The organism is Janthinobacterium sp. ROICE36 (assembly GCF_002869965.1).
In the GTDB taxonomy this organism is placed as follows: domain Bacteria; phylum Pseudomonadota; class Gammaproteobacteria; order Burkholderiales; family Burkholderiaceae_D; genus Janthinobacterium.
Window position 1 is genome coordinate 49,502 of the sequence record NZ_PEBS01000019.1, and the last position, 12,544, is coordinate 62,045.

General features: G+C 61.6%; 12 protein-coding genes and 1 tRNA gene. 6 read left to right on the forward strand and 7 right to left on the reverse strand.

The genetic code is table 11. From position 1 onward, the window contains the following. Positions 1-18 precede the first annotated feature (18 nt). On the forward strand, positions 19-600 hold the full coding sequence (locus tag CSZ94_RS10375) for a hypoxanthine-guanine phosphoribosyltransferase (RefSeq protein ID WP_102121424.1): 582 nt from the start codon (positions 19-21) through the stop codon (positions 598-600). A 48-nt stretch (positions 601-648) separates the two neighbouring features. On the opposite strand, the gene CSZ94_RS10380 is transcribed toward CSZ94_RS10375, so the two are convergent. The 3 genes from CSZ94_RS10380 to CSZ94_RS10390 form a co-directional block, all read right to left on the reverse strand. Further along, on the reverse strand, positions 649-1,602 hold the full coding sequence (locus tag CSZ94_RS10380) for an NAD(P)H-dependent flavin oxidoreductase (RefSeq protein WP_102121425.1): 954 nt from the start codon (positions 1,600-1,602) through the stop codon (positions 649-651). Positions 1,603-1,701: 99 nt separating this feature from the next. Then, the gene (locus tag CSZ94_RS10385; protein WP_102121426.1) at positions 1,702-2,625 is read right to left on the reverse strand and encodes an MBL fold metallo-hydrolase; all 924 of its coding nucleotides are present in this window, start codon (positions 2,623-2,625) and stop codon (positions 1,702-1,704) included. A gap of 8 nt (positions 2,626-2,633) precedes the next feature. Further along, positions 2,634-2,867: a DUF1289 domain-containing protein gene (locus tag CSZ94_RS10390; protein WP_258000901.1), complete on the reverse strand. Its 234-nt coding sequence runs from the start codon at positions 2,865-2,867 to the stop codon at positions 2,634-2,636. Between the two features lie 277 nt (positions 2,868-3,144). On the opposite strand from CSZ94_RS10390, the gene CSZ94_RS10395 reads away from it, so the two are divergent. Together CSZ94_RS10395 and CSZ94_RS10400 are read left to right on the forward strand one after the other, a co-directional pair. Then, a complete protein-coding gene (locus CSZ94_RS10395; protein ID WP_101483396.1) occupies positions 3,145-3,558 on the forward strand; it encodes a CopG family transcriptional regulator in 414 nt (137 codons plus the stop codon). A gap of 54 nt (positions 3,559-3,612) precedes the next feature. Further along, positions 3,613-4,890 (forward strand): extracellular catalytic domain type 1 short-chain-length polyhydroxyalkanoate depolymerase, encoded by a 1,278-nt coding sequence (locus tag CSZ94_RS10400; RefSeq protein ID WP_258000902.1) that lies wholly within the window; start codon positions 3,613-3,615, stop codon positions 4,888-4,890. Here CSZ94_RS10400 and CSZ94_RS10405 read toward each other — a convergent pair. From CSZ94_RS10405 to CSZ94_RS10415, 3 genes are all read right to left on the reverse strand, one after another. Beyond that, the gene (locus CSZ94_RS10405) at positions 4,883-6,034 is read right to left on the reverse strand and encodes a response regulator (protein ID WP_102121428.1); all 1,152 of its coding nucleotides are present in this window, start codon (positions 6,032-6,034) and stop codon (positions 4,883-4,885) included. The genes CSZ94_RS10400 and CSZ94_RS10405 overlap by 8 nt on opposite strands. 31 nt (positions 6,035-6,065) lie before the next feature. Next, positions 6,066-9,104, reverse strand: a complete 3,039-nt coding sequence (locus CSZ94_RS10410; protein WP_102121429.1) for a response regulator — start codon at positions 9,102-9,104, stop codon at positions 6,066-6,068. Between the two features lie 94 nt (positions 9,105-9,198). Further along, entirely contained in the window at positions 9,199-9,396 is a 198-nt protein-coding gene (locus tag CSZ94_RS10415; RefSeq protein WP_102121430.1) for a cysteine-rich CWC family protein, read from the reverse strand. 231 nt (positions 9,397-9,627) lie between these two features. Between CSZ94_RS10415 and argB the strand changes: the two genes are divergently transcribed. Both argB and CSZ94_RS10425 read left to right on the forward strand, forming a co-directional pair. Beyond that, the gene (argB, locus tag CSZ94_RS10420) at positions 9,628-10,521 is read left to right on the forward strand and encodes an acetylglutamate kinase (protein ID WP_010393729.1); all 894 of its coding nucleotides are present in this window, start codon (positions 9,628-9,630) and stop codon (positions 10,519-10,521) included. Positions 10,522-10,562: 41 nt separating this feature from the next. Beyond that, a tRNA-Thr gene (locus CSZ94_RS10425) sits at positions 10,563-10,637 on the forward strand. Positions 10,638-10,781: 144 nt separating this feature from the next. On the opposite strand, the gene CSZ94_RS10430 is transcribed toward CSZ94_RS10425, so the two are convergent. After that, positions 10,782-11,651: a TraB/GumN family protein gene (locus CSZ94_RS10430; RefSeq protein ID WP_258000903.1), complete on the reverse strand. Its 870-nt coding sequence runs from the start codon at positions 11,649-11,651 to the stop codon at positions 10,782-10,784. A gap of 90 nt (positions 11,652-11,741) precedes the next feature. Here CSZ94_RS10430 and CSZ94_RS10435 point away from each other — a divergent pair, with 90 nt between their 5' ends. Beyond that, positions 11,742-12,476, forward strand: coding sequence for a pyrimidine 5'-nucleotidase (locus CSZ94_RS10435; RefSeq protein ID WP_102121432.1), 735 nt, complete (start codon positions 11,742-11,744; stop codon positions 12,474-12,476). Positions 12,477-12,544: the final 68 nt, after the last annotated feature.

Genomic DNA, 12,544 nt, shown 5'->3' on the forward strand with positions numbered 1-12,544 from the left:
ATCGCCATGCAAGAGTCCATGCAAGAATTTCATCACAACCGTGCCCGTGATCTGATCAAGAACGCGGAACTGCTGTTCGACCAAGATACCGTGCAGGCGTCGATCACGCGCATGGCCGATGTACTCAACACGCGCTTCAACGCCGAGGACTCGAAAGAGTTCCCGCTGGTGCTGGGCGTGATGGGCGGCGCCGTCGTATTTACGGGCAACCTGCTGCCGCAACTGAGCTTCCCGCTCGAATTCGACTACATCCATGTGAGCCGCTACGGCGACGATGACAAGGGCGGCGAAGTGGTGTGGAAGGTCATCCCCCGTTCGAACGTGGCGGGCCGCACCGTCATCGTGCTCGACGATATTCTCGACGAGGGCGAAACCCTGGCGCACGTCAAGCAGCGTTTGCTGGACATGCGCGCCTCGGAAGTCATCCTGGCCGTGTTCGCCGACAAGGCCATCGGCAAGAAAAAGCCCGTGCAGGCGGACATCGTCGGCCTGGTGATCCCGAATCGCTTCGTCGTCGGCTTCGGCATGGATGCGTATGGCTACTGGCGCAACCTGCCAGGCCTGTGGGCCATCAAGCCCGAGGATTTGAAGCAGGAGTAAGGATGGCTCGGATGACGCGGCATGCCGCGTCATCCGGCAGCATCAGCGTTACAGCTTCAGACGCGCGCGCGCCGCATCGTATTCGGCCTTCAGGCGCGCCACCATCTCTTCTACGCTTGGCACATCATCCATCAAACCCACGCCTTGGCCCGCACCCCAGATGTCGCGCCAGGCCTTGGCGCTACCGGAGCCAAAATTCATCGAACTCTTGTCCGCTTCAGGCAAGGCTTCCGGATCGAGTCCGGCCGCGACAATCGATTTTTTCAGGTAATTCCCGTGCACGCCCGTAAACAGGTTCGTGTAGACGATGTCCGATGCGGCGGATGCCACGATGGCGTCGCGGTAGCCGTCGCTGACGTTCGATTCCTTGGTCGCCAGCCAGCGCGAGCCGATGTAGGCAAAGTCGGCACCCATGGCTTGCGCGGCCAGCACGGCATCGCCCGTGGCGATAGAGCCCGACAGCGCCAGCGGACCGTCGAAGAATTTGCGCACTTCGCCCACCAGCGCGAATGGCGACAGGGTGCCCGCGTGGCCACCGGCGCCACTGGCGACCAGGATCAAGCCATCGACACCCGCCTCCAGCGCCTTTTTCGCGTGGCGGATCGAAATCACGTCATGCAGCACGATGCCGCCATAGCTGTGGATAGCGTCGAGCATTTCCTTGGGCGGCGCGCGCAGCGAGGAAATGATGATGGGAATCCGGTGTTTCACGCACACTTCCACGTCATGCGCCAGGCGGTCGTTCGACTGGTGCACGATCTGGTTGACGGCGATCGGCCCCACTTTTTTATCGGGATTGGCGGCCTGGAAGGCGGCCAGCTCGGCCTGCAGCTCAGTGAGCCAGGTGTCGAGCAATTCGGCGGGACGCGCGTTCAGGGCCGGGAAGGAACCGACGATGCCGGCCTTGCACTGCGCCGCCACAAGGGCCGGGCCGCTGGCGATGAACATCGGCGAGGCGATAACGGGTAAGGAGAGGTTTTGCAACGCAACAGGCAATGCCATGGCGGACTCGCTGGAAAGTTGATCGGGATGAAAGACACACTGAACGTTGATTATAGTGCAGAAAAAGTACGGTCGTGCTGAATTTATCACCTATCCGTTTCAGCCCTCGTTGAGCAAGTACTCACCCTCGACGCGCGCCGCTGCTGCCCTGACCAGCTGGGACACGGCCCACTCGGCCAGCGCGGCCGCCTCCTGGCGCAGGAAGCGCCGGTTGGCCTCTTCGAAGATGGGCATGCCGCGCAACAGGGCTGGTATTGCGGCGAGGGCGATGCGCTGGCGTTCCAGCAGCAAAAATTTCAGCAGCACTTTCACCGCATTCTGCGCATTGCGCACGGGGTCCGACGACAGGTAGTCGAGACGCGAATAAGCGCGCTGCAGAGCGCCGACGGCGTCCTGGAAGGGCCGTCCATGGCCAGGAATCACCACGCGCACGTCCAGGCTGGCGATCAGGTCCAGCGTGGCGCGCGCATCAAGAAAGCCGGAGCCGCCATCGAGTTCGGGGAAGATCACGCCAAAGCCGTTTTCCCACAGGGCGTCGGCGGAGATCAGGATGCCCTCGTCAGCGCAGTAAAAAATCAGGGAGTGCGGGTCATGGCCCGGTGCGCCCAGCGCCTGCCAGGCCATGTCGGCCAACGTCAACGTGTCGCCGGGCGAGACGGTGAAGTCAAAGCCGAAGCGCGGGCATTGCTGGCCCGTGGCCTGGAAACTCAGGGCATCGACATCCCACGCTCGCACCTTGTCCGCTTCCGACACGGGAATGGCCGTCTGGCAGCCATATTCGGCTTGCAACAGCGCGTTGCCGCCGCAATGGTCGGAGTGCAGATGGGTGTTGAACAAGCGCTCCAGCGGTCGCCCTTGCAAGCTATGGCGCAGCAAGGCCAGTGTTTGCTGCGCATGCGTGACATAGCCGCTGTCGATCAGGGCAGTGTCGTCCCGGCCCTGGAACAGGATGTTATTCGACGACAGCCAGCCGCGTTCGAACACCTGCATGGAATCGGGGAACAGCGCTGGCGATCGCGGCATGGGTTTTCTCAGTAGTCGGACTCGAAATCGAGCAGGGATACACGGTCCGGCAATTCGGCCCACACGGCGCGCTTGAAGTCGTCATCCGCCTTGCTCCAGGCGATGATCTCGTCGAGCGTGCGCAAGCAGCCTTCGCACAAGCCACTGTTGCGGTTCATCTTGCACAGGCTGACACAGGGCGACGGCACCGGTGACGGCAAGGGGAGCGGAACGGCTGGCGGAGGTGGGGTAGCGACCATCATGGAGCGGCATCGGTAAACGTGAAGGCTTTCATTATGCCGCGAAACCATGCCGGTGAGTCGGCGGCATCGCCATTCAATGTTTCTGTGAATATATTTTCAAGCGTAAGCATGATTAAAAACCTATCTTTAGAAAATATATTTTGCAACGGATCTCACTCTGCAGGTGTCCGTCCTACACCCCGATCAGGCCAGATTCTGCTTGACTTGAGATATTTCACAACTATACTACCATCCATACAGATGGCAAATGGATGCCACGGGGAGTTTTTGGAGACTTATGGCCAAGCAAGACAGCAAGCCCAAAATTGGGGAATCCGAGAAAATCACGATCAACCTCGGTTTGATCGACCTGGGGCAGATCGATTTGCTGGTCCAGGAGGGATTTTATTCCAACCGCACGGATCTGATCCGTACGGCCATCCGCAACCAGCTGGGTATCCACGCCGACGTGGTCAGGCAAACCGTCGCCCGTAAAAGCCTGGTATTGGGCATGCAGCATTATTCGCGCGCCGACCTGGAAGCGATCCAGGCAGCCGGTCAGCGCCTGCAGATCCAGGTCCTGGGGCTGGCCAGCATCGCCAGCGACGTCTCCGTGGAACTGGCACTGGCCACCATCGAGTCGATTTTCGTATTAGGTGCCCTGCATGCCAGCACCGTCGTCAAGACGGCGCTCGCAGGGCGAATTCACTAGCGTATTGGTTCGCGGCGATGACCCGGCCGATGCGCGGCACCGTTAAGGACGGCCATGAAACAACCTCTCAACATGTTGGCGCAGATGCGCGCAGCGACCCGTAATCTGATGGGCAGCGGTCCCGCCGCCGCCGCCGAAGCGATCCAGCAGGCGCTGTCTGCCGCCGGCCTGGCGCCGCAGGCAGCAACCACGCAAGCGCCGCCACCGCAACCGATGCGCGATATCAATCCACCACCGGCGCCACCCTCAGCGCAGGCCCGCACCGCGCAGCCGCAAGCTGATGCCGCGCCGGAAGCGGCAGCTGTGCCGCCCACACCCGCGCAGGCGGCGCAGGATTTCGCGCAGGATTTCATGGCGCGCCTGGGTGTGCCTGTCAGCCTGGGGCAACACAGCTTCGACATGCCCAGCTTCGAGATGCCGAATTTTCATCCGCCAGGTTTCAACGCGCCGGCCACCGCGCCGGCGCAGATGCCCGCTGGCGCGCAGTTCATCGACGGCGTATACCGCAACCATGCGGGCACGCGCTCCTACAAACTGTATATCCCCAGCAGCTATCACGGCCAGGCCATGCCGCTGATCGTGATGCTGCACGGCTGCACGCAAAATCCCGACGATTTCGCGGCCGGTACGCAGATGAATGGGCTGGCCGAAGAAAAGGAATGTTTTGTCGTCTATCCGGCGCAGACGCAGGCTGCCAACAGTTCGCGCTGCTGGAACTGGTTCAATGCCATCGACCAGCAGCGCGACCAGGGCGAACCGTCGCTGATCGCCGGCATTGCGCGGCAAGTCATCGATGACTACCCGGTGAATGAACGCGAAGTGTTCGTCGCCGGCCTGTCGGCGGGCGGCGCCATGGCCGTCATTGTCGGCACCTTGTATCCGGATTTGTTTGCCGCCGTCGGTGTGCATTCGGGCCTGCCCTTCGCCTCGGCGCAGGACTTGCCGTCGGCGCTGGCCGCCATGAAGGGCGGCGCCATGCCCAATGCCCAGCGCAAGGCACCGGCGGGTGGCGTACCCATCATCGTTTTCCATGGCGACCGCGACACCACCGTCAACCCGCGCAATGGCGATGAACTGATTGCCCAGGGCGTACGCAGCCAGGCGGGCGGCAAGGCGGCCAAGGCGGCTTCCATCGACGGCAGCGTACCGAATGGCCACCGCTACACGCGCACCACGCACAGCCAGGCCGATGGCTCGCCGCTGGGCGAACACTGGGTCATCCACGGCGCAGGTCATGCGTGGTCCGGCGGCAGCGGCAGCGGCAGTTATACCGATGGCAAAGGCCCGGACGCCAGCCGAGAGATGCTGCGTTTCTTCAAAACCGTCAGCTGATGTTTTCGGTGTATGGCGCGATCTGCCGCCGCTTGTCGGCGATCTCGCACACGCCATCGGCATAGTGCCTGGAGATGGCGATGAACTGCTCCTGGATCTCCAGGAAGGCGTCGACGATCTCGGCGTCGAAGTGCGAACCGCGTCCTTCGACGATGATCTGCACGGCCTGCGCATGGTCCATGCCCTGCTTGTAGATGCGCCGGCTGATCAGGGCGTCATACACGTCGGCCAGCGCCATCAGGCGCGCTGAAATCGGAATGTCTTCGCCAGCCAGCCCTAAGGGGTAACCGCTGCCATCCCATTTTTCATGGTGGCTGTAGGCGATCTCCTTGGCGTACTTGAGGAAATCGACCTCGATGCCCAGCTCGTGTTCGGCCGCCAGGATGGCGTCCCGCCCCAAGGTGGTGTGCGTCTTCATGATGGCCATTTCGTGCGGTTCGAAACGCCCCGGCTTGAGCAGGATATGGTCGGGGATGCCCACCTTGCCAATGTCATGCAGCGGCGCCGTCTTGAACAGCAATTCGATATTCTTGTCCGTCAAAAAATCGCGGAACCGCGGCAGGCTGCGCACTTTCTCGGCCAGCGCTTTCAGATAATGCGAGGTGCGGCGGATATGGTTGCCCGTCTCGCTGTCGCGCGTCTCGGCCAGCGAGGCCATGGCGTGAATCGTGACGTCCTGCAGCGCCGCCACTTCCTGCACGCGGCGCTCCACTTCCGTTTCCAGGTAATGATTCTGGTCACGCAAAAAATCCTGCATCTGTTTCATCGCCAGCTGCGTCTTGATGCGCGCCAGCACGATGGGCGCTGAAATCGGCTTGGTGATGTAATCGACGGCGCCCAGGGCCAGGCCCAGCTGCTCGTCGGCCACTTCGCTCATGGCGGTGACAAAAATCACCGGTATGCCTGCCGTGGCGGGATCGGCCTTCAGCGCGCGGCACACATCATAGCCGCTCATGCCCGGCATCATGATGTCGAGCAGGATCAGGTCGGGCTGATCGCTGCCGGCGGAAATCTTCAGGGCACGTTCGCCATTGACGGCGATCTTGGTGCGGTAATCGTCTTCCAGCACTGCGCGCAGCAGGTCGATATTGTCTGGCGTGTCGTCGACCACCAGGATGGTTGGCTTGCTTGCCTGCGCTCTCATGCCCGTCCTTCGCTCTGCATCGCTATCCTTGTCACAGTGTCAGCTCCAGCGCATCGGCCACCTCGCCCAGCTGCGCCAGCGCACCTTCAAAATCGTATTGTCCCAGCATGCGCTTCAACTGGCGCGCGTGTTCCGCCTGTCCGGCCGCGACCAGCACGGGGCGGATGCCGTCGAGATGCTTGACGGCCTGCGCGTCGTCCTGCTGCAGCAACTGCGACAGTTCGCGCAAGCCCGCTTCCAGGTATGCCCGATCCACCGGTGCCACCACTGCGTTGCCCGGCTCGGCCTCACAGCTGCGCGACTGCATGGCCAGCACGATCTTCGGCACCAGTTCATCGAGCGCCAGGGTGCAGGCAGCCAGCGCCTGCGGCAAACCATCATGCGATCCCAGGATGAGCAAATGCTCGACCCGCGCCGCGCTGTCGGCCAGGCCGCCGGCGCCAATATTGCCGGCCAGGCCCTTCAGGGTATGCGCTTCGCGAATGGCCGTCTCTAGCTGGTTGTTCTCGATGGCGGCGACGATGCGCTGCATGGCGTCGAACTGGGTTTCCACAAAACGGTCCAGCAATTTTCGCATCAAAGTGGTATTGCCACCCACGCGCCGCATGGCCTCCGCCATTTTCAGGCCGGCGATCACGGGCAGCTCCGCTTCCGGCTGTGCCACCACCGCCGTCATTTCCTGCGGCCTGGCCGGCGCGATCCAGCGCGCCAGAGTACCGAATAGCTGCGCCACGTCGATGGGCTTGGCGATAAAATCGTTCATGCCGGCGTCCAGGCATTTTTCCTTGTCGCCCACCATGGCATTGGCCGTCATGGCGATCACGGGCAAATTCGAATAACGCGGATCCTGGCGCAGCTTGCGGGTGGCCTGGTAGCCATCCATCACAGGCATCTGGCAATCCATCAGCACGCCGTCATAGGCGTTTTCCTCGATCTTCGCCAGCGCGATGGCACCATTGCTCGCGATATCGACGCGGATGCCGGCATCGTTGAGAATATGCTGCGCCACTTCCTGGTTCACTTCGTTATCCTCCACCAGTAGCAGCCAGGCGCCGCGCAGGGCGCGTTCGTCGTCGCGGTAGCTGCTCTGGCGCTGCGTCTTGCGGCTCTGCCCCGTCACGCCGCCAAACACGAACGATATCTGGTCGAGCAGGGTCGAGGCGCTGACCGGCTTGTTCAATACGCCGTCGAGCGGCAAGTCCCGCTGGCGCGCCGCCGCCAGCAGCGCTTCACGATGGAAGGCCGTGACCATGATGCAGGCCGGCGTCGCATCGATGCCGGCGGCATCGGCGCGGATGCCGGCCAGGGTATCGAGACCGTTCATGCCCGGCATTTTCCAGTCCATCAGCACCAGGCCGTACGGGCGCCCCTCGGTGCGCGCCTGCGCCACGGCGCCGATGGCCAGCACGCCGCCAAACACGGCACGCGCCTCGAAACCCAGCGCCGTCAGCATGCTGACGAAGATTTCACGCGCGCTGGGGTTGTCGTCAACCACCAGCACGCGCAGGCCCTGGAACTGCGGCGGTACTGGCAGGCTGTCGCGCGGCACGGCGGCCAGGCCGAAACGGGCCGTAAAGAAAAAGGTACTGCCCACACCCGCTTCGCTGACCAGGTCAATCTCGCCTTCCATCATTTCCACCAGGCGCTTGCTGATGGTCAGCCCCAGGCCGGTACCGCCATGATGGCGCGTGGTCGACGTGTCGGCCTGGGTAAATGCCTGGAACAATTTGCTGCGCTGGGGCGGCGTCAAGCCGATGCCCGTGTCGCGCACATCGACGCGCAAAACCGCTGCGTGTTCTTCCAGCTGCTGCAGGCGGATGCTGACGACGATCTCGCCCTTGTCCGTAAACTTGATCGCGTTGTTGGTCAGGTTGATCAGCACCTGGCCCAGGCGCAGCGGATCGCCCTGCAATGCGTTCGGCACGTCGGGCGCGATGTCGAACAGCAGTTCGAGCCCCCTGTCCTGCGCGCGCATCACGGACAGGTCGGCGATCTGCGCCAGTACGTCCTCGAGGAAAAAGTCGACTTTTTCAAAGGCCATCTTGCCCGCCTCGATCTTCGAGAAATCGAGGATGTCGTCGATGATGGCCAGCAGGTTCTTCGACGCCGACTCCACCTTCTCAAGGTAATTGCGCTGATTCGACGTGAGCTCGGTCTGCAGCGCCAGGTGGGTCATGCCGATGATACCGTTCATCGGCGTGCGGATCTCGTGCGACATATTGGCCAGGAAGTCCGACTTCATCTTGGTCGCATCTTCGGCCACTTCGACGGCATGACGCAGATCCTGCTCTACGGCCAGATTGGTACTCATGTTTTTCAGCGCCTGCAGCAATTCGCCCGTCTCATCGCGCGACGTCACTTCGATGACGGAACTGAAGTCGCCGTTGGCCACGCGCGTGGCGATCGCCACCGCCTCGCCCAGCGGACGCGTGATCGAACGCGCCGACCATGCAAAGGCCAGGCCGATCAACAAGGCCGCCAGCCCGATGCCGCCCATCAGGATCAGCGACGTATCGATATCGTTGCGTATCCTGGCCGCGCTGTCGCGTATCAGTTGCTGCTGCAAGTTGTCAAGTTGGCCCACATACAGCAACACTTTTTCCAGCACCGGCAAGGTCTGCGTCTGCATGGCCTGCTCGGCGCGGGCATGCTCACCGCGCTCGACCAGTTCGAACATCGTCTTGAGCGAAATATAGTAGTCGGCGCGAGCCAGGTGCATCTGTTCCAGCAGGCGCCGTTCCTCGGGCCGCGCATCGAGACCGTCGAGGATGCGCACCTGCTCGTCGATGCCTTGCTTGATCGCTTCCAGGCGCGCCTGATTCGCCTGGAGCAGCGCCAACTCGTGCTGGTTCGGCAGGTTACCGATACGCGTGGCTGCCTCGCGCGCCAGCCCATGGATCTTGCTGGTGGCCTTGGCGGCGACCCAGTCGCGTTGCAGGATATCGTCGGTCTCGGCGCGGATGGCATAGATGCGGCTGCCAGACAAAACGATGACGACCAGCATCAGCACGATCAAAATGGCATAACCGGCATTGATGCGCACGCCGATACGGATATCCCTGAAACGCATTACTTTCCTAGCAGAAATTCTTGAAAATCGAAGTCTGAACGTATTCCCCTATCAAACGCAAGGTCTTTTGCAAAGGAAAAGCGCGCCGATACGCTTATCTGAGCGGTTTTGCCGCCAAGGGCGTCAAGGCGGCGATGCGCTCTTGCAGGCAGGCGGGGCACCAGCAGCCCACGGCGGCGCTGCCGGGCACGGGAACGGCCGGCGGCATGGCCACGCACCAGCACGGTTGCCTGGCGTCCGGATCGAGTTGTCCACACTGGAAGATGGCGCCGCACAGGCTGCATACGCTCATGGCTGTGTTTGAATTGGCAAGTGTGTGTCACGCTGCGTCTGGATGCGACGCAGATGTAACTGGCAGTAAAAGGGCTGGCGGGGGGACATATCGGGCCAGACTATAGGATCATCAGGGAAAATACAACAAGATCGCCCTATAATGCCTCCAAGATTTTCGTCTTCCCTGTAAAATCGCACAAATCTATTTTCCGGACTCGCCATGAATCAACTAGCTAACTTGAACCTGGACATGAATGACGACTTGACGGCGGTGTCGCCGCAAATCAAGGCGCAGATTCTGGCCGAGGCCCTTCCCTACATTCGCAATTTCCATGGCAAGACCATCGTCATCAAATACGGTGGCAATGCCATGACGGACGAACGCCTGAAGCACGGCTTCGCGCGCGACGTCATCCTGCTCAAGCTGGTCGGCATGAACCCGGTCGTGGTGCATGGCGGCGGACCGCAGATCGACAACGCGCTGAAAAAAATCGGCAAGCAAGGCACCTTCGTGCAAGGCATGCGCATCACCGATGAAGAAACCATGGAAGTGGTGGAGTGGGTGCTGGGCGGCGAAGTGCAGCAGGATATCGTCATGCTGATCAACCATTACGGCGGCCAGGCTGTCGGTCTGACGGGCAAGGATGGCGGCTTGATCCGCGCGCGCAAGATGCAGATGCCGGACCGCGAACATCCGGGCGAATTCCTCGACATCGGCTTTGTCGGCGAGATCGACGCGATCAACCCGGCCGTCGTCAAGGCGCTGCAGGACGATGCCTTCATCCCCATCATTTCGCCGATCGGTTTCGGCCAGGATGGCCAGGCCTACAACATCAACGCCGACGTGGTGGCGGGCAAGATCGCGGAAATCCTGAAAGCGGAAAAGCTGATCATGATGACCAACATCGCCGGCGTCCAGGACAAGCAGGGCAACCTGGTGACCGACCTGTCCGCGCGTGAAATCGACGAGATGTTCGCCGATGGCACGATCTCGGGCGGCATGCTGCCAAAGATCTCGTCCGCGCTCGACGCCGCCAAGTCCGGAGTGAACACGGTGCACATCATCGATGGCCGCATTGAACACTCATTATTGCTGGAAGTGTTGACCGAGCAGGCTTTTGGTACTATGATCCGTTCGCACTAAAAAAATAATTCGGCGCAATTCACCCAGCGCCGATTTTTTATGCCCTTGTAGCTCAGTGGTAGAGCACTCCCTTGGTAAGGGAGAGGCCACGTGTTCGATCCACGTCAAGGGCACCAGTATCCTTTCCCCCGCAGCTGAAAAACTGTCCATGGCGGCGTTGTACTTCCTCGCCGTACTAGCGTACTGTCTTCGTCAGTACGCCTTGCTCTGAACACTTTTCCATCTGCTCTGCCGCCAGTTGTTGCGCGGCTGAGCCAGCGCTAATACACTCGCTCGACCTTCAAACCCTTTTGACGCAACAAGTCAGGCACGCTTTTCGTTCCCACCAAATGCAGCACGCCGATGGCGGCCAGGCTGTGCTTTTCGCGCGCCAGCAGCTTGGCAATGCCGTCGGCCAGGGCCGGGTTGCGACCGTCAAGCAGCACTTTTTGCACGAACTGCGCGGCGAACGAAGGGTCTTGCGCCGCCTTTTCCGCCAGCTTGTCGAAGGCCGCCGCATCGGCCGTGCGCCAGGCTTCGGCGATCTCGCGCGCTTCCTGGCTTTGTTCCTGGTCTTCGATCGACGCCACGCCGTCTTCCAGGAAGCGGCAATGGTCGAGGGGCGTCATCGCGCCAAACAGCGCCAGCTGGCCTTCCATCGATTCGAGTTCCAGCACGGGGATCTTGCGCGCCCTGGCTTGCTGCGACAGATAATTGTCGACCGCCAGGTCGGAGCGGTAGCCGAGGGTGGAAAATTCGCCAATGGCCAGCATGCTGGCCAGCATCCACGGCTTCATCGGCGCCACCGATTCGGCCGGAATGCCGTATTTTTGCAACAACGGCGCCAGACGCGGCGCCAGGGTCTGGCGGCAGTCGGCCGGCACTTTGCTGCCCGGCGCCTCCATGCCGTATTTCAGCACGGCGCCCAGGGCGGCGCGCGGATCGGCGCCGGGATCGATCTCCAGCGCCAGCGCCCCGGCGCCTTCCAATGCCTGCGTCACCGTCGGTTCCAGCGGGTAAAAATCAGGGGCGCCAACGTGGATGGTGCCAAACAAATACAGGGTGTGGCCGGCATCCTGAATCTTGAACAGGGCGCCCCGGTTTTGCGCCACGGAAGGCGCTTCCGCCAAGGCCGCCTGCAACGGCAACAAGAATAATCCGCAAAACATCACTATAATCTGGCGTCGCATGGTTTTCCTGATTGTTGAATTTTTCATCTTCTCTCGCTAGCAAAGACTCTTGTGCCTGTGTCCCATCTTAACCGCTCGTCGCCGGTCTGGCTGTTTGACCTCGACAACACGCTGCACAATGCCTCGCATGCCATTTTCCCCACCATCACGGCCAATATGAACACGTATATTGCCCGCGTACTGGGCGACGGCGTGACGCCGGCCGACGACGCGATCGTCAATGCGGCGCGGGCGGCCTACTGGCGCCGCTATGGCGCCACCTTGCTGGGCATGGTCAAGCACCATCAGGTGCAGGCGGCGCATTTTTTGCACGAGACGCATACCTTCGACGATTTGCGCGCCATGATACGCGCCGAGCGGGGACTGGGGGCTTTACTCAAACGCCTGCCTGGTCGTAAAATTTTGCTCACCAACGCGCCGCTGCGCTATTCGAGCGACGTGATGCGCCACCTGGGCCTGCGCCAGCACTTTGCGCAGCATATCGCCATCGAGGCGATGCACGTGCACCGCCAGCTGCGGCCCAAGCCATCGACCCTGATGCTGCGCAAACTGATGCGCAAGCACCAGATCCGCCCTGGCCGCTGCATCCTGGTGGAAGACACCCTCGCCAACCTGAAGGGTGCGAAAAAACTGGGCCTGCGCACGGCCTGGATCACGCAATACCTGAAAATGGCCGATCCGATCGGCGTGGCAAAGCTGCCCAAAGCGTTAAATCGCCCCGCTTACGTCGATGTCAAAGTAAAATCTGTCCGGCATTTGGCACGCCGCCTTCACCGTCTGCGCTGAAGGGGACTCCTGGGCTTCCGGTTGACGCCGGAAGCCGCACCGCTAGCGGCGGTGACGGACATCCTCAT